Annotated in this window: 12 protein-coding genes and 1 pseudogene; 4 read left to right on the top strand and 9 right to left on the bottom strand. The window is 69.7% G+C overall.

Going from position 1 to position 17,222, the window contains the following annotated elements:
* Positions 1-231: 231 nt before the first annotated feature.
* The 9 genes and pseudogenes from AB0A69_RS00440 to AB0A69_RS00400 all read right to left on the bottom strand — a co-directional run.
* The gene (locus AB0A69_RS00440) at positions 232-2,382 is read right to left on the bottom strand and encodes a hypothetical protein (protein WP_361413559.1); all 2,151 of its coding nucleotides are present in this window, start codon (positions 2,380-2,382) and stop codon (positions 232-234) included.
* A gap of 213 nt (positions 2,383-2,595) precedes the next feature.
* Complete coding sequence (locus AB0A69_RS00435; protein ID WP_361413556.1) at positions 2,596-4,095, bottom strand: bifunctional cytidylyltransferase/SDR family oxidoreductase; 1,500 nt, start codon at positions 4,093-4,095, stop codon at positions 2,596-2,598.
* 209 nt (positions 4,096-4,304) lie between these two features.
* A complete protein-coding gene (locus AB0A69_RS00430) occupies positions 4,305-6,326 on the bottom strand; it encodes a glycosyltransferase family 4 protein (protein ID WP_361413553.1) in 2,022 nt (673 codons plus the stop codon).
* Between the two features lie 380 nt (positions 6,327-6,706).
* Positions 6,707-8,143, bottom strand: coding sequence for a GTPase ObgE (gene obgE / locus AB0A69_RS00425; protein WP_361413550.1), 1,437 nt, complete (start codon positions 8,141-8,143; stop codon positions 6,707-6,709).
* 101 nt (positions 8,144-8,244) lie between these two features.
* Positions 8,245-8,499 (bottom strand): 50S ribosomal protein L27, encoded by a 255-nt coding sequence (gene rpmA / locus AB0A69_RS00420; RefSeq protein ID WP_093613107.1) that lies wholly within the window; start codon positions 8,497-8,499, stop codon positions 8,245-8,247.
* A gap of 14 nt (positions 8,500-8,513) precedes the next feature.
* Positions 8,514-8,834 carry a 50S ribosomal protein L21 gene (gene rplU / locus AB0A69_RS00415; protein WP_361413548.1) on the bottom strand — a complete coding sequence of 107 codons (321 nt, stop codon included), beginning with the start codon at positions 8,832-8,834 and terminating at the stop codon, positions 8,514-8,516.
* 797 nt (positions 8,835-9,631) lie between these two features.
* The gene (locus tag AB0A69_RS00410) at positions 9,632-10,396 is read right to left on the bottom strand and encodes a polymorphic toxin-type HINT domain-containing protein (RefSeq protein ID WP_361415116.1); all 765 of its coding nucleotides are present in this window, start codon (positions 10,394-10,396) and stop codon (positions 9,632-9,634) included.
* An 86-nt stretch (positions 10,397-10,482) separates the two neighbouring features.
* A complete protein-coding gene (locus AB0A69_RS00405) occupies positions 10,483-11,412 on the bottom strand; it encodes an RHS repeat-associated core domain-containing protein (RefSeq protein WP_361413545.1) in 930 nt (309 codons plus the stop codon).
* Positions 11,413-11,472: 60 nt separating this feature from the next.
* Positions 11,473-11,568 (bottom strand): annotated as a pseudogene (locus AB0A69_RS00400) (hypothetical protein); the annotation flags it as partial.
* A gap of 146 nt (positions 11,569-11,714) precedes the next feature.
* Here AB0A69_RS00400 and AB0A69_RS00395 point away from each other — a divergent pair.
* From AB0A69_RS00395 to AB0A69_RS00380, 4 genes are all read left to right on the top strand, one after another.
* Positions 11,715-12,797 (top strand): glycosyltransferase family 39 protein, encoded by a 1,083-nt coding sequence (locus tag AB0A69_RS00395; RefSeq protein ID WP_361413542.1) that lies wholly within the window; start codon positions 11,715-11,717, stop codon positions 12,795-12,797.
* Positions 12,798-12,846: 49 nt separating this feature from the next.
* Positions 12,847-13,458: an acyltransferase gene (locus AB0A69_RS00390; protein WP_361415114.1), complete on the top strand. Its 612-nt coding sequence runs from the start codon at positions 12,847-12,849 to the stop codon at positions 13,456-13,458.
* Positions 13,459-13,594: 136 nt separating this feature from the next.
* Complete coding sequence (locus tag AB0A69_RS00385) at positions 13,595-14,929, top strand: glycosyltransferase (protein WP_361413540.1); 1,335 nt, start codon at positions 13,595-13,597, stop codon at positions 14,927-14,929.
* A complete protein-coding gene (locus AB0A69_RS00380; RefSeq protein WP_361413537.1) occupies positions 14,926-17,184 on the top strand; it encodes a glycosyltransferase in 2,259 nt (752 codons plus the stop codon). The genes AB0A69_RS00385 and AB0A69_RS00380 overlap by 4 nt, the downstream gene beginning before the upstream one ends.
* Positions 17,185-17,222: the final 38 nt, after the last annotated feature.

Here is a 17,222-nt window from a genome sequence, read left to right as displayed (position 1 = left end):
CTACGGCGGTAAGCGGTGAACGGTAAACGGACGACGGCCGTCCGTCAGTGCGTCATGGTGCCCCCGAGCCGTGTCGCGCATGTGTCGGCACGCACAACGGCCCGCAAGTCCCCTTCGTACGAGGGACTTACGGGCCGTTGTGTGTACGCGGGCGTCTACCGCGGTGTACGGCGAGTACGGCGGAGTACGGCGATGTACGGGCGGAGTACGGCGATGTACGTCCGCGCCGCGTCAGGTCGCGACGGGGGCGGCCGCCTCCTCCGTGGTCTCCTCCGCGCCCTTCTCGGCCACGGTGTCGGTCACCACGTCCGCTCCCGCCGTGGCCTCCGCGTCCAGCTCGCCGATCCGCTGGCCGCCCAGCCGCTGCGCCACGCCGCGGTTGCGGGCCTCCGCCTTGGTGGCGAGGGCGCGGACCGCCGCGTTGAACCGCTCCATGGAGGTCGGCTCGTCCGGGCCCAGCAGGTACCGCTTGAGCCGCCGCCGCTCCGCCGCGAGGAGGTCGGCGGCCGGGTCGGCCACGGCCGCCAGCAGCTCGTCCAGCTCGGCGGCGCTGTTGGAGAGGATCACGGCGGCACGGACCGCGGTGTTCTGGCGCTTGAACTCGTCGACACCGAGCTCGGCGGAGTCGGTCACGGCGTACGGCTTGCCGCTCGCGATGAAGTCCGACACGACACTGGAGATGTCGGAGACCATGCCGTCGGACTCGTTGAAGCAGTCGTAGAGCTTCGGCTCGGGGCCGGTGACGACGCGGTGCTCCCACCAGCCGAAGGAACGCCAGTACGCGTCGTTCCACTGCGCGCGCAGCCGCTTGATCTCGGCGAGGCGGTGCGGATCGGCGAGCGAGACGCGCGACTCCTCGGCCTCGTCGCCGCCCTTGCGGCCGGGGCGGCAGAGCTCGGCGATCCGGGCCTCGATACGGGTGAGCTCGGCGCGCGCCGCGCTCTGCGACGCCTGCGCGGCGGCGATCTCCTTCGCCCAGCGCGGGTCGGCGGCGCGGGCGGCGTTGGCGGCGGCGACCATCTTCTGCAGCCGCTCGTCGACGGCCTTGGCCTTCTTGTTGACCAGGCCGGTGAAGGGGTGCGGCTTGTAGATCACGCGGACCGGGCTCGGCGCGTTGAGCAGCCGCTTCATGATGTTCTCGCCGGCCAGCAGCAGCGAGGTGTTGCCCGGGTTGTTGTCCCAGCCCTCCCAGGTGGGGGCGTACAGGATGGTCGGGATCGGGTTCTTCGGCGTGCCCGTCCAGGTCGTGATCGGCGCGAGCTGCGGGCGGCCGACCTCGACGATGTCCTCGTCGCGGACGCCGACGTCGGCGAGCGCGTACCGGTCGCGGCCCGCCTGGCCGGCGGTCCAGACCTCGTCGTACACCTTGGAGAAGGGGTTGACGCTGGCGAGCTTGTCGCTGTCGCCGTGCCCGATGAAGACGTGCTTCATCGTCGGGACGCGCAGCATGTGGATGTTCTTGCCGACGTTGGCCGCGTAGAGCGTGACGCGGATCGAGGAGAAGTCCATCGCCATCAGGTGCTGCCCGCCGGGCACGCACAGGACCGGCACGGACGTCGGGTTGAGCTTCTTGACCAGGTTGCGCTCGCGCATGATGACGATCGGCCGGCCGTCGGCCTGCTCCATCGTCTCCAGCCACATGTTGACCTGGTACGCGGAGTCGTCGGAGCCCGAGAAGTACAGCGCCACGGTCGGCTGGTACTCGCCGAGCCAGGTGCCGACGGCCTTGAGGACCGCGCCCGCGGCCGGCACGCGGCGGCCGCGGCGCAGGTACGGGACGAGGACGAGGGTGTAGAGCAGGCCCAGCGCGAGGGTGGCGGCGACACCGGCGTACGCGACGGTGTTGGCGCCGGTGGCGGCGGCGATGATGACGCCCGCGACGGCCGGGATGTCGAGGTGCAGCATCTTCTCGGCGGACCGATTCAGCAGGGCGCGCGGCGGGGCGTCCGGGATGCGCACGGCGTGCAGGTCGATGTTGCGGGTGACGACCGGCATGGTGCGCCGCAGCCGGATGAGGGTGGCGAGGGCGCCCTGCGGGGCCTGGAGGCCGTAGAAGAGCAGGAAGCAGGCGACGGCGGCGTAGAAGACCGGCTGCTCGGCGAGGTTCTCGCGGGCGAGCAGCAGGATCAGCAGCAGCTGGCGCAGCAGGAAGCGGATCGGCAGGCCGGCTCTGACCTTGCTCAGCCGGTTGATCAAGTAGCTCTTCTTCTGGTGCAGATACCAGTCCGCGACATAGGTCACGGCACCGGCGGCCGCGAAGAACCAGAGGTTCGGGATGAGCGCGGCGAGCATGACGCACGGATAGCCCAGTCCCATCAGGACTGCCGCGGCCAGCTCCGACGCGCTGCCCACGCGTACCAGGCGAATGGCGGTCGAAATCACGAAGAACCTGCTCCAGAGGGGGGTGCCGGTTTATTCATTGCGATGCGGGGGGGTTCAGGAGCCACGGGCCCATGAACCGGTGGTTCATGAACTCGAGGCCCGTGAACCCGGGGGTTCACGAACTCGGGCCCCTGTATTCGCGGTGAGGCGACACAGAGGCCCGAATTGCACATCAAGCGATCCAGATCATGAGATTCTGCGATCCGCCGAGTATTACACATCTCCCTGACGGTCCAGAACGGACGCCAGGGCCTGCTCGAAGCCCGACGCCTCGCTCGCGCCGGCGGTCGGGTCCTGCTGTCGTACGTCGATGACGTGGCCGGTGAGCTCGGACAACAGCACGTCCAGCGAGGTCCGCGCCACGGCCTCGGAGGACAGCAGCGAGCCGGCCGGCTCCTGGCCGAACGCCTTCGTACGCATGGGGGTCGCGGTGCGCTCGGGGTTGACGCAATTCACCCGGATTCCATCGCCGGCCCATTCGTCGGCGAGGGCCTGGGTGAGATTCACCATGGCGGCCTTGGTCGAGGAGTAAAGGCTGTACTCGGCGCGGCCGCGGGTGTAGCTGGAGGAGGTGTAGAGCAGCAGCTGCCCCTTGGTCTCGACCAGGTATTTGTACGACGCGCGGGCGATGTGCACCGGCGCGAGGTAATTGACGTTGAGCGCTTCCTGAATGGTGGCACTGTCGGTCTCGGCGAGCTTGCCGATGCGCAGCACACCCGCGGTGTTGATCACGTAGTCGATGCGGCCGCTCTCGGCGTACGCCTTGGCCAGCGCGGCGTCGACGTGGTCGGGGTTCTCCACGTGGGTGCCGGTGGTGGAGCGACCCAGCGCGTACACCGTGGCACCGTAGCGCTCGGCGAGGGCGGCGATGTCGGCGCCGATGCCGTACGAGCCGCCGAAGACGACGACGGTCTTGCCGGAGAGCTGCTCACGGTAGGCGGCCTCGTCGGCCTGGCGGGGCGCGGCGGTGGAGGCCAGCTGGAAGAGCTTGTCGGCGATGAAGACGTCGACCGGCTGGGTCACCTTCATGTTGTACTCGTCGCCCGGCACGACGTGGATCGGCACGTCGGGCAGGTACTTCAGCACGACGGAGCAGTCGTCGGTGGCCTGGAAGTTCGGGTCGCCGGCGGCGACCTCGTACGCCCTGCGGATCGTGGAGAGCTTGAACGCCTGCGGGGTCTGGCCGCGGCGGAGCCGGGAGCGGTCCGGGACGTCGGTGATGAACTCGCCGTCCTCGCCGTGGGTGCGGGTCACGATGATCGTGTCCGCGGACGGGATGGCGACGTCGACGGCCTGGTAGCGGTCGAGGGCCTCGACGCAGTCCTTGATCACACGCTGTGACAGAAGCGGACGGACAGCGTCATGGAAGAGGACGTTGCGGTCCTCGCCCTCCGCGAGCCCCTCACCGAGGGCGCGGATGGCGCGCTCGGTCGTCTCGTTGCGGGTGGCGCCGCCCTCCAGGACGCGGGTGACCTTGGTCAGTCCGGCCTTGGCGATGATCTTCTCGACGTCGGGCACGAAACCGGGCGCCATCAGCACGATCACGTCGTCGACGGACTCGGCCTGCTCGAAGATCGTCAGCGTGTGCTCGATGACCGCCTTGCCCGCGATCTTCAGCAGCTGCTTGGGAATCGCGAGGCCCACCCGCTGGCCGGTACCACCGGCCAGGACGACTGCTGTGGTGCGGGTCTTGGCTTCATGCGGCGCTGACACAGAACGACCTACCTTGCGACGACGGGGGGACGGGCTGATGGTCGCACTCTCCGTGACCGTCCCGCAAGGCGGACAGCAGGCCCCCGGCACCGGGTGGACACCCCCTGTTCACCGCGTGGCCTGGGGAGTTGTTCCGGTATCCGGAAGGGCGTTCGGTGACCGACGCCACACGGGGGACGGCGGAGTGTGATGGCGGTGTGCGGAGCCGGTTACTTGACCGGCACATCGGCGACATTGACCAGCAGGTCGTTGGTGTCGGCGTACGCCGGGCGGACCCGCACGTACTGCTGCGGGAGGCCCCGCAGCCTGCGGGCCGCGATGCGCAGCAGGGCGTAGGGGCGCTTCTTGCGCAGCCGCGTGCCGGGGTAGCCGAAGACGGGGCCCTTGTCGACGATGTCGTCGAGGACGCGGGCGAGGCGGACGGGCTCGGCACCGGGCGCGTACCGCACGAGCAGGTCCCACCACTGGTTGGCCGCGGTCTGGTGGGCGGCGGGGCCGGCGGCCGGGAAGGTGAAGCGGAACCGTCCGTCGCCCTGCCAGGTGCCGGGGTACGTGAGGTCGACGGAGCCGCGGCCGCGGCGGCGCACGATCAGGGTGGGGGCGTCCGGTGCCGGCGCGGCGCCGATCAGTTCACCGGAAACGGTGATTTCCCCCCGCGAGACCTGGACATCGGCGGCCTCGGCGTGGACGGGGCGCACCCAGGAGCGGAGCAGGAGCTGCTTCTTGGGCTTGCTGGGGTACGGGACCAGGGTGCGTACGCCGTCGGTGACGCGGTCCCGGGCGCGCATCGCGCCGCGCTGGTCTATGGAGCGGGTGGTGATGCGGACGCGGCGCCCGGAGCCGGGCAGTTCCACCGACCCCTCCCAGATGCCCTCGTGGAACACGGCGTCCGCCGGGATGGTGGCGCGGCCCTCGGAGTCGAAGGGGAAGCGGTGGTCGTCGGTGCGGTCGTCGGTGCGTACGCAGGCGAGGTGGAGTCCGTCGCGGTGCGGGCCGGCGAGCGTGACGGTCACGGCGCCGTCGGGCTCGACCACGCAGTCGGCGACGGGGGCGTAGCCGCCGGCCTCGGCGCGCTGGGCGGCGGCGGTGCGCAGCTCGCCGAAGAGCTCCTCGTACTGCTCGGCGACCTGGGCGGGGTGGAAGCGGCGGGCGTTGCGCAGGGCGGCGGCGCCCATCTTCCGGCGCAGTTCCTCGTCGTCGATGAGGCTCAGCAGCGCGGTGGCGACCGCGTCGGCGTCGCCCACGGGTACGAGGATGCCGTCCTCGCCGTCCTTGAGGATCTCGCGCGGGCCGTAGTCGCAGTCGGTGGAGACTACCGGCAGGCCGCAGCGCATCGCCTCGACGAGCGTCATGCCGAACGACTCGTGGCGCGAGGTCGACGCGGCGATGGCGCCCTTCGCCCACTCCGGCTCGATGGGCGAGTGCGGGCCCATGAGGCGGACGCTGTTGTAGAGGCCGAGCTCCTCGATGCGGGCGAGGAGCTTGTCCCGCTCGGTGCCCCAGCCGTAGATGCGCAGGTCCCAGTCGGGACGGGCCTTGACGACCTTGGCGAAGGCGTCGATCAGGACGTGGTACTGCTTCTCCGGGGAGAGCCGCCCGGCGGCGACCACCGTCTTCCCTGAGACGTCCGACGGCGCGACGGGCGGCTCCGGCACGCTGTTGGGGATGGCCAGCACACGCGTGGCGGGCAGCGGCATCCGCTCGCGCCACACCCGGGCGTCGCCCTCGGAGACGGTGACGTACGCGTCGAGCGCGTCGAGGTGCGCGTACATCTCCTTGCGCAGGGCCGTCTTGTGGTGATGGTGCGTCATGTGCTCCTGGCCGATGAGCACGGCGCCGGAGGGCGCGAACTGCGCGACGTACGCGGAGAGTCCGGGGCGGGTGCCGATGACGACGTCCGCGTCGGAGCCCGCGGTGGCGTAGTGCGCCCGGACGCGCTCGTCGGTGAGCTTGCCGTACTCCTTGTAGCGCGCTTCGTTCCGGGGGAAGAACTCGGCGGGCTGGAGCAGGAGCGGGTGCTCCTTCTCGTTGGTGGGCGAGGAGGGGCGGGTGTCGACGAGCGGGACGACGGTGATGCGGGGGTCGATGTCGAAGAGCGGGATGTCGCGGTGCCGGAAGACCGACACGATCTCCACCTCGTGGCGGTCGGCGAGCTCTTCCGCGAGGTTGAGCGTGGTGCGGATGGTGCCGCCGATGCCGTAGATGGTGTGGATGAGGAAGGAGATCTTCATCAACGCTCCGTTCGATGTGCCGGGGGCGGTTCTGCTCGGCCCCTCGTAGCTAGACGGCTGTTCGACGGCTGAGGTTGTGCGCGAGCGGAGGCAATCCGTCCGAGCCGGCTGGTGGGGGGTGCCGGGCGCCGCGAGACGCGGTGCGCGAGGCGCCGGGCGCCGGAGGCCGCTGTGGCGCCGGGCACCGGTCCGGCCGCCGGCCCGGGCCGAGGACCGGGCCGAGGACCGGAGGCCGGTGTGGCGCTTGAGCCCCGGCCCGCGGGGTGCCGGCTCGCGGGGTGCCGGCTCGCGGGGTGCCGGGCACCGCGAAGCCCCGGCCCCCGGAGGCCGGTGCGGCGGGTTCCGGGGGCCGGGGCGCGGGTGGTTCCGATCTGGAAGGGCTAGAAGGGCTCGAAGCCCTCGAACTCGCGCTGTGCCTCGTCGCGCTCGGCGTCGCGGTCCTTGCGGCGCTGGGCCGCGGGGCGCGGGGCCTCGAAGCGGTGGTCCTCGCCGCGGCGACCGAGCATCTCGGCGCCCGCCATCATCGTGGGCTCCCAGTCGAAGACGACCGCGTCGTCCTCGGGGCCGATCGCCACGCCGTCGCCGGAGCGGGCGCCGGCCTTCATCAGCTCCTCCTCGACACCGAGGCGGTTGAGGCGGTCGGCCAGGTAGCCGACGGCCTCGTCGTTGTTGAAGTCGGTCTGGCGCACCCAGCGCTCCGGCTTCTCACCGCGGACGCGGAAGAGGCCGTCCTCCTCGCGCGTGACGGAGAAGCCCGCGTCGTCGACCGCCTTCGGGCGGATGACGATCCGGGTCGCCTCCTCCTTGGGCTTGGCCGCGCGCGCCTTCGAGACGATCTCGGCGAGCGCGAAGGAGAGCTCCTTCAGGCCCGTGCGGGCCACGGCGGAGACCTCGAAGACGCGGTAGCCGCGCTCTTCCAGCTCCGGGCGGATCATGTCGGCGAGGTCCTGGCCGTCCGGGATGTCGATCTTGTTGAGGACGACGATGCGCGGGCGGTCGTCGAGGCCGCCGTACTGCTTGAGCTCCTCCTCGATGACGTCGAGGTCGGAGACCGGGTCGCGGTCGGACTCCAGGGTCGCCGTGTCCAGGACGTGGACGAGGACGGAGCAGCGCTCGACGTGGCGCAGGAACTCGAGGCCGAGGCCCCGGCCCTGGCTGGCGCCCGGGATGAGGCCCGGCACGTCGGCGATCGTGTAGACGGTGGAGCCGGCGGTGACCACACCCAGGTTCGGGACGAGGGTGGTGAACGGGTAGTCCGCGATCTTGGGCTTCGCGGCGGAGAGCACCGAGATCAGCGAGGACTTGCCGGCGCTGGGGTAGCCCACCAGGGCCACGTCCGCGACGGTCTTGAGCTCCAGGACGATGTCGCCGGACCGGCCGGGCTCGCCGAGCAGCGCGAAGCCGGGCGCCTTGCGGCGCGCGGAGGCCAGCGCGGCGTTGCCGAGGCCGCCGCGGCCGCCCTCGGCGGCGACGTACGAGGTGCCGTGGCCGACGAGGTCGGCGAGGACCTCGCCGTTCTTGTCCAGCACGACGGTGCCGTCCGGCACGGGCAGGATCAGGTCCTGGCCGTCCTTGCCGGAGCGGTTGCCGCCCTCGCCGGGCTTGCCGTTGGTGGCCTTGCGGTGCGGGGAGTGGTGGTAGTCCAGCAGGGTGGTGATCGACTGGTCGACGACCAGGATCACATCGCCGCCACGGCCGCCGTTGCCCCCGTCGGGGCCGCCGAGCGGCTTGAACTTCTCCCGGTGAACGGAGGCACAGCCGTGGCCTCCGTTACCCGCGGCGACATGCAGCTCGACGCGGTCCACGAAGGTGGTCATGTCCTATGCCTCCAGTTACGTAGGAATTGTCTTCGGTGCAACAAGCGAAAGGCGGACCCGCTTCCCGATACGGGAAGTGAGGTCCGCCTCTCGTAAGTGGCTTAGGCAGCCGGAACGATGTTCACGACCTTGCGGCCGCGGTGCGTACCGAACTGAACCGCACCGGCCTGCAGCGCGAACAGCGTGTCGTCGCCACCACGGCCGACACCCGTGCCCGGGTGGAAGTGGGTGCCACGCTGGCGGACCAGGATCTCACCGGCGTTGACGACCTGACCGCCGAAGCGCTTCACGCCGAGCCGCTGAGCGTTGGAGTCGCGACCGTTCCGGGTGGACGATGCGCCCTTCTTGTGTGCCATGTCTCCTCAGTCCCTTACTTCGCGGCCGACGGGATCGTCGTGACCTTGATCGCCGTGTACTGCTGGCGGTGGCCCTGACGACGGCGGTAGCCGGTCTTGTTCTTGTAGCGCAGGATGTCGATCTTGGCGCCCTTGTGGTGGTCCACGACCTCGGCCTGGACCTTGATGCCGGCCAGCACCCACGGGTCGCTGGTCACGGAGTCGCCGTCGACAACGAGCAGGGTCGAGAGCTCGACCGTGTCGCCAACCTTGGCAGTGGAAATCTTGTCAACCTCAACGATGTCGCCGACAGCAACCTTGTGCTGGCGACCACCGCTGCGCACGATGGCGTACACGGTTCTCTCCTTGCTCGTGAACGGGAACTCCTGATGCCAGCCGCTCGCACGGACCGGCGAGGTCCGTGACTGTTCCGGGTGGATGAGCGGCCTCTCCGACCCGAGCCCGGGGGCCCGGCGGAGGAAGGTGCTCAGGAGCTGGCGCGCATGGAAACACGCCGACGGTCAAGGTTACGGGGCCCGGCTTGAGGGGTCAAACCGGGCTCCCTCGTCGACCGCATGAACCGCAGTCCGGCTGCACCTCGGTCTTCATCGCCGGAAGCAAGAGGCATAGCACTGCTCCGACACAGATGCCGACAGCACCCGCCCTGTCCGACAAAGCTTCCAGAGCATTTGCACCTGAAGCGAAGGGCACACACCAGGGCGGCGGACTCTAGTGAGGCTCAACGATCCCAGTGTAGCGAAGGACCATCGATCAGACGGGCGGGATTCCTACACGCCCTCGCGAGAAATCTGACGAGCGGCGTCATCAGTGACGTCGGCCCGGATCTCCAAGTTTCTCTCTTCGGCCGCCGCCATAAGAGCCGCCCGAACCTCAGCCACTGAGCACCCCATATGCGTCAGCCTGACACTCTCAAGCACCTGCTCATACATTTCTAGGTACTGCTGAATATACGACCTGGCCAACTCATACTCGCTACCCACTTCAGACTCCCCTTCTTCACTCCCCATAACAGCACCTCCTAACGCGGAACGGGGGTCCGTCCAGCCCACTTATCCGATTTGGCGCGGGCGGGTGGCCCTGGTAGCTCCACCAGGACCACCCCTGCCCACAGTCTAGTTACAACCGAGGCAGATCACAGATCCATGCGATGGATGAGGTTGAGATGCGGCATTGCGCCAGGCCCGAATATGTGCTCAACCCGGCCGGTAACATCATCCGTGACACGAGTCGTGATATGCCCTTCAGCTTTCAGTCGATTGTACGTGCACTTACACATCTGGAAGATCAGAACCGATGGCCTTGCACCAGGCGGACGCGGCCTATTTGCACCGAACGTAGCGGCGTCCGACAAGGTGTCCTTATCGGTGGGCGTCACTTGATACGTGAAGAGATTTCCTCGCTTGCCCACGCTGCCACCATGATAGGCGGCACTTGCACCTTCCTCGCTTAAACCGTTGGTAGCGATATTATCGGCATGCCCTGAATGAGTTCCATGCACGAAGTCCATTTTCTCGTCGCAGTTATGGACAAGAAGCGGATCCGTACCCGCCAGCACGTAGTATGAGTGAATTCCCGTGACCGTCAGGTCATGCGTCCGCTGGCGCTTCTCGAAGTAGCGGACGTCCGCCACCTCGACCGTTTCCCCGGCAGGGGTGCGCAGCGTCATGCCCGGATGCAGGTCACCCGCGTCGACCCACTCGCCCTCGGACTCCACCCAGAAGGGGTGGGTCGTCGTGGCGATCAGGGCCTCCGGCTTGCCGGATGTGCCTTCGATCGTGAGGTCGACGAAGCGCTTGTCGTCCTCGGTGACGATCGTGCCGGCCACCTCGCGGACCGTCGTCTCGCCCGTGTCCGGGTCCGTGACGGTGACCTTGTCGCCGAGCTCGACGTCCTCGATCGCCTTGGTGGTGCCGTTGGCGAGCAGAACCTTCGTGCCGGGCAGGAAGCTGTGGCACTGCTCTGGCTCTGGCTGCTTGCGCTTCTTCAGAGCAGCTGCCGCCTGCTTTCTAGCCTCCCCAAGTGCGTCCTTCGCCCGTGCGAGACCATCTCTGGCCTGATCGCCTTGTTCGCGTCGTCCCAGAGGTCCTTGATGCCCCCGACGAGGTCACCCAGCAGGCCGGTGACACGCTTGGCCAGCCTGTAGCCGTCGTCCCATTTCCAAGGCAGGCCGTACTTGGCGAGGAGCTTGCCGACGAGGCCGCCCGCGAAGCTGCCTGCGATGTTCAGCAGGGTTTCGCCGCATGAGCCCAGGTCTCCGGTCGAGACGCAGTCGAATGCAGCGTCCACACCGAGCTCGTCGCGGATGATCTTGACGAGCTTCTCGCCAGCCGATCTGATCTTCTTGTTGGCGGCGGAACGCTGGCCCTCCGCCTGCCCCAGGTTCCTCGAAGCCTGGTCCACCTTGGACTGCGCGTTACTGACCGGGTCGGACTTGCCGACAGGCACCCCGCCGTGGCACTTGAGTCCGTCCTCGTAGCACCCAGGGACGATCAAGCCGCTCGGATCAGCGTGGGTCACCGGGCTGTTGTTCGCGTAGGCGTAGCCGTTGATCTGCTGCGGCTGCAGGTAGTCGATCAGCGGGTCGACCGAGATGAACTTGCCGATGGTCGGGTCGTACTCGCGTGCGCCCAGGTGAGTGAGGCCCGTCGAGGCGTCGATCGTGCCGCCGACGTAGCCCTTCTCGCCGGGCCACGTACCGGTGGCCTTGCCCCGTTCGACGCCGTACGGGTCGAAGCGGCGCTGCGAGACCGCGCCGGTGGTGGCGTCGATGGCGAGTTCGCCGGTGCCGTGGTGGTCCGAGGCGACGAATGAGACCTTGCCGTCATCACTACGTACGGCGACCGTCTGGCCGGCGTGCGAGTAATACCGGGTGGCTTCCTTCTTCGTGCCGTCGACCGAGAGCTTCAGCTCCATGCCGGGCAGGTAGACGGTCGTACCGGTCGTGTCCTTGCGCTGGACGCGGTTGCCTCCCGCGTCGTAGAGGTACGTCGTCGCCGTGCCGTTGGCCTCCGTGGCCTTGGCGAGCTTGCCGGTGTCGGTCCACTCGAGCGTCTGGGCGTTGCCGCCGATGGTGCGCTTGGTGGTGTTTCAGCATTCCGGGATCGGCGATACGCCACCGACGACGCCCGAACGACAACCTCCTCGCCCGCCTGGGCCGCGCCGCGTCCCACGCATGGCCGGCGCTGGCGGCGTACGCCCTGGTCCGCATCCTCGGCGTGGCCGCCCTCGCCCTGCGGGCGGGCGACGACGGCCCCAGCCTCGGCACGCTCCTGGCGTCGCGGTTCGACACCGTCTACTACGTGCACATAGCCCAGTACGGTTACGCGGCTCCCCTGGCCGAGGGCTGCGTCGTCCAGGGCCCGATGTGCAAGTACGCGTTCTTCCCTCTGTACCCGGGCGTCGTGCGCGCCGTCTCCGAGGTGCTGCCACTCCCCGTCGCCACCGTCGCGTGGGGTGTCTCCCTCCTCGGCGCGCTGCTCGCCGCGTGGGGGATCTACGCGGTGGTCGAGCGCGTGGCCGGCCGTCGTGTCGCGATCGTGGCCGTCGTGCTCTGGGGTATCGCCCCGCACGCCGTGGTCGAGTCCATGGCGTACACCGAGCCGGTCTTCACCGCCCTGTGCGCCTGGGCGCTGTACGCGGCCGTCGGCCGCCGATGGGTGTACGCAGGAGTGCTCGCCTCCCTCGCCGGGCTGACGCGGCCCTCCGGGGCCGCCGTCGTGGCAGCGGTGGTGCTGACCGCCCTGTGGACGCTGATCGCCTCCCGCCGTGGCCGCGAGGACGGCGCCGAGCGGCCGGAACGCACCGGGTCCCTGCTCGCGGCCATCCTGATCGCGCCCCTCGGATGGTTCGCCTGGTTCGCCTGGGTCGGCTACCGGGCGGGCGACTGGCGTGGTTACTTCCAGGTGCAGGACAAGTGGGGCAGCACCTTCGACGGCGGCGTCTTCACCCTCCACCGGATCGCGGACGTCTTCCTGAAGGCGCCGCTCAGTCTGAACACCGTCGTGGGAGCGGCGACCGTCATCACGGCCGTGGTCCTGTTCATGATCTGCGTGCAGCAGCGGCTGCACCCCGCCCTGCTCGTCTACGCCGCTGTGCTCCTCCTCATAGCGGTGGGCGGCGCGGGCTACTTCCACTCGAAGGCGCGCTTCCTGCTGCCCGCGTTCCCGCTGCTCATCCCGGCGGCGCGAGCCCTCGCCGCCGCCCGACCTGCTGTCATGTACACCATTGTCGTGACGGGCACACTGGTCTCGAGCGCCTACGGCACGTACCTGATGATGGTGTGGCGGCGCTCTCCCTGACCCGGCACGTATGCTCACCTGGCGAAGAGCACCTGGGAAAGGCATGACAGTGAACTACAGGGTCCAGCCCACCGCGCAGGTCGACGAGACCGCTGAGATCGGGGCCGGCAGCAGCGTCTGGGAGCTCGCCCAGATCCGGGAGAACGCGCGGCTCGGCGAGGCCTGCGTGGTCGGGCGCGGCGCGTACATCGGCACCGGCGTCCGCATCGGCGACAACGTCAAGATCCAGAACTACGCCCTGGTGTACGAGCCCGCCGAGCTCGCCGACGGCGTCTTCGTCGGGCCGGCGGTCGTGCTCACCAACGACCACAACCCCCGGTCGGTGGACCCCGAGGGCCGGCAGAAGCGGGGCAGCGACTGGGAGGCCGTCGGTGTGAAGGTCGCCGAGGGCGCCTCGCTCGGCGCGCGGTCGGTGTGCGTCGCCCCGGTCCGCATCGGACGCTGGGCCATGGTCGCGGCAGGCGCCGTGGTCACCAAGGACGTGCCCGACTTCGCCCTGGTCGTCGGTGTCCCGGCCCGTCGGATCGGCTGGGTCGGCCGGGAGGGCGTCCGGCTGGTCGAGCGGGACGGGGAGCCCGGGGTCTGGGCCTGCCCGAAGACCGGCGCGCTGTACGAGGAGAAGGACGGGGTCCTGGCCGAGCGCGGGGACCTCTCCGCCTGAGGCTGAGCCGAGGGCCGGCCGCCCGGAGTGACCAGCCACACAGGCGACCGCAGCTCCGCCGCAGAACCGGACACGCACATCAAGCGTCCGATAGCATGGACGCATTTTGCCTTGAGGGAAGGGTTCCACCACTGTCATGCCGCTCGGATCAAGCGGACGCCGGCCACGCGTTCTGTATCTCGCGTATTTCTTTCCGCCCAGCCGTGCAAGTGGTGTCTTCAGAGGCCGCGCCACTGCGAACCACTTCGCCGAAGCCGGCTGGGACGTAACCGTCTGCACGGCCCCGCGCGAGTTCTTCGAGACGTACCTGCAGAACGCCTGCGACCCCTCCCTCGAGGACACCGTCGACCCGCGCGTCCGGGTGGTCCGGCCCCCCATGGCGTACTACGCGTGGGAGAAGGACGTCCGGCAGTTCGGCCGCCTGCGCCGCAACTTCCCGACCCTCGCCGCGAGCTTCTACAAGCTCTTCCAGACCAAGGTCCTTCCCGAGCACTACCTCTCCTGGATCCCGGGCGTCCTCACCCACGCCGTGAAGGCGCACTTCAAGGAGAAGTTCGACCTCATCATCGCCACCGGGAACCCCTTCGCCTCCTTCATCGCGGCGCACATGCTCAGCAAGCTGCTGAAGATCCCGTACGCGGTGGACTACCGCGACGCGTGGACCTTCAACCAGTTCACCGAGCAGCTGAAGTTCAAGGAGGACAGCAAGGCCTTCGAGTGGGAGGCGAAGGTCCTCCGGGACGCCTCCGAGGCCGTCTTCGTCAACGACGGCATGCGGCAGTGGCACATCGAGCGCTACCCGTACGCCGCCGAGCGCATGACCGTGGTGCCCAACGGCTGGGAGCCGGAGCTGCTCGGCGACTCCGAGTTCGTCCCGCCCGCCCCGGACCGCCCGCTGCGCTTCGGCTACCTGGGCACCGTCACCTCGTACCTTCCCCTCGACGAGCTCTTCGACGGCTGGCGCATCGCTCGCAGCCACCCGCTGCTCCGGGACGCCGAGCTGAACATCCACGGCCACCTGGGCTTCTTCCCCGCCGACGTGGCGACGCTGACGAAACGGCTGCCGCTGGAGGAGAACATCGGGGTGCGCTACCACGGCGCCTTCGGCAAGACCGAGGCCAAGGCCGTGTACGCGCAGACCGACGCGCTGGTCTTCTGCGTGCCGGGCGCGCGGTACGTCACCTCCGGCAAGGTCTTCGAGTACATGGCCTCCGGCAAGCCGATCGTCTCGGTGCACAAGCCCGACATCGCCGCCACCGAGGTCCTCGACGGCTACCCGCTCTGGTTCGCCGGCGGTGAGCTCACCGCGGAGCAGGTCGCGAAGTCGTTCATCGCCGCCGCCGAGGCCGCCCGCGCAGTCGACCGCACGCAGCACGAGCTCGCCGTCGAGCACGCCCACAAGTACACCCGTGCGGCGACGCTCGGCCCCTGGGAACAGCGGATGCGCAAGCTGGTGGAGGAGCACCGATGAGCACCCACGTCCTCTATCTCGCGCTCGGGGAGTCCCGGGTCCGCGGCACCCGCGTCCACGTCGAGAACCTGGCCGCCGCCGGACGCGAGGTCGTCCTGGTGGTCTCCGCTCACGCGGCGTGGGACGACCTGCCGGAGATCCCCGGCGTACGGGTCCTTCGGGCCGGGCTCAACAAGAAGGGCTCCGCCTGGCGGTCCGCCCGCAAGCTGGTCCTCGCCAAGGACGGGCCGCTGAAGGGCGCCGACCTCCTCGTCGCGGGCGACGCGCAGGCGCTCCCGGTCGCCTGGACGGCCCTGCGCCGCCGCCCGGACCTGGAGTTCCGGCTGGAGCCGTACGAGAGCACGGAGCGGGTCACCGAGCCGGCCGACCTCGCGGTGGTCACGCCCTGGTACCCCTCCCCCAACAACCCGTTCGCCGGGTCGTTCGTGCAGGCCGCCAACGAGGCCGTCGCGCACCACTACGACCGGATCTCGATCCTGCACACGGAGGACTGGCCCGGCAGCGCCGACCCGCTCCTCCAGGACGCGATCAAGGCCACCGCCGAGCGGTTCCTGGAGCGGCGCCGGCTCTCCCCGGTGCTGGACACCCCGGAGGGCGTCCTCACCCGCGTGCCGGTGCCGATCGGCGCCCGCCGCCGGTACGCCGACTGGGTCGCCTCCCAGGAGGAGGCGCTGCGCAAGGCCCTGCCCACCGGCCGGATCGAGGCGCCCGTGATCCACGCGCACACCGGCATCTACGGCGGTGTCCTGGCCATGCACCTGGCCCGGCCCGACGCGCGCATCGTGGTCACCGAGCACTCCTCCTTCCTGGAGAAGATCTTCCGGCAGCCGGCCGGGCGCAAGCTGTACGACGAGGTGCTGCACCGCGCCGACGAGTTCCTCTGCGTGAGCAAGCACCTGCGCGACCAGATCGTGAGCGAGTTCCCGCACCACGACGGCAAGATCCGCATCGTGCCGAACGTGATCGACTTCGAGCGGTTCACCGCGGAGGCCAAGCCCTCCGAGAAGCTGCTCAAGTGGCTCTACGTCGGCCGGCTGCTCCCCGCGAAGGGCGTCGTCCCGCTGCTGGAGGCCTTCGCGCTCGTCGCCGAGAAGGAGCCCGAAGCCACGCTGACCATGGTCGGCGCGGGCTCCCTGCGCGAGCAGCTGCTGGAGCGGGCGGAGGAGCTCGGCTTGGGCGACCGCTTCACGATCCTGCCGCCCGTGCAGCCCGAGGAGGTCAACGGCCTCATGCACCAGTACGACCTCCTGGTGCACGCCAGCCGCGCCGAGACCTTCGGCATGACCGTCGTCGAGGCCAACGCCGCGGGCCTGCCCGTGCTCGTCACCCGCAGCCGCGGCCCCGAGGAGACCCTCGCCGGCATAGAGGAACTGGCCGGCGGGCTCATGGACGTCAGCGACGACCCCCAGGTCATCGTCGACGCCTACTGGGAGCTGCGCGAACGCTTCGACCAGCTGGACCTGGACAAGGCCCGCGAGGTGCTGGTCTCCCGGTACAGCCGCGCGGTCGTCGGCCGCCGGCTCATCGAGGTGTACGAGGACCGGGCCCCGGCCATCGAGCCGGACCCGGAGCCCGAGGACGCGGTCGACGCCGAGGTCGCCGCGGCCGTAGCGGCGGTCGAGGCTCGGGCCGCGCAGGCGGAGGACGGCGCGGCCGGCCCCGCGGCGGCTCCCGGCCGGGCCCTCCTCCTCGCCTACACCCCCGCCCGGCCCCGCCGCGTCGCCGACTACGCGAACTACCTGGCCGCCCGGGGCGTCGAGGTGCACCTGGTCACGGCCAGGGAGGGCGCCTGGACGCGTACGCGGCTCGACGAGCGCGTGCAGGTCCACAACATCGAGAAGGCCGAGCAGCGGCTGCTCATCCCGCGCGGTGAGCGTTTCGTCGTCTACCGCGCCCCGCGCGCGGTGCTGCGGCGCGTGGACCGGCTGGCCGGCCGGCAGCGCGACAAGGTGGCGCCCGAGCTCGCCGTGAAGGCGACCTGGCGCGCCCACAGCAAGCTGGCGAGCAGCTTCCACAAGAAGGTGTTCCACCGCGGCTACCGGGTGGTGCGCCCGCGCATCTACGCGAAGATCGCCGAGCGGGAGATCCTGCCCCAGCTGCGGCTGGACCCGACGGACTTCGTGGTCGCCTGCGACACCAACGCGGCCCCGACGGCGTGGCGGATCGCGCAGGCCTATCCGGAGCTGCGCGTCACCAACGAGATGGACCGTGCCAGGTTCGAGCACCTGCCGGTGGTGGACACCACCGCGTCCTGATCCGCACCGCGTCACACGACGGCCGGTTCCCCCTGTGG

The organism is Streptomyces sp. NPDC045431 (assembly GCF_040646655.1).
GTDB lineage: Bacteria > Actinomycetota > Actinomycetes > Streptomycetales > Streptomycetaceae > Streptomyces.
This window is presented reverse-complemented; position numbering and strand designations above follow the sequence as displayed.

Excerpts from the sequence above, each read along its gene's own strand:
- AB0A69_RS00405 (WP_361413545.1), bottom strand. The coding sequence starts at position 11,412 with ATGGAGCTGAAGCTCTCGGTCGACGGCACGAAGAAGGAAGCCACCCGG.
- AB0A69_RS00385 (WP_361413540.1), top strand. The coding sequence starts at position 13,595 with ATGCCGCTCGGATCAAGCGGACGCCGGCCACGCGTTCTGTATCTCGCG.
- obgE (WP_361413550.1), bottom strand. The coding sequence starts at position 8,143 with ATGACCACCTTCGTGGACCGCGTCGAGCTGCATGTCGCCGCGGGTAAC.
- AB0A69_RS00430 (WP_361413553.1), bottom strand. The coding sequence starts at position 6,326 with ATGAAGATCTCCTTCCTCATCCACACCATCTACGGCATCGGCGGCACC.
- AB0A69_RS00380 (WP_361413537.1), top strand. The coding sequence starts at position 14,926 with ATGAGCACCCACGTCCTCTATCTCGCGCTCGGGGAGTCCCGGGTCCGC.
- rpmA (WP_093613107.1), bottom strand. The coding sequence starts at position 8,499 with ATGGCACACAAGAAGGGCGCATCGTCCACCCGGAACGGTCGCGACTCC.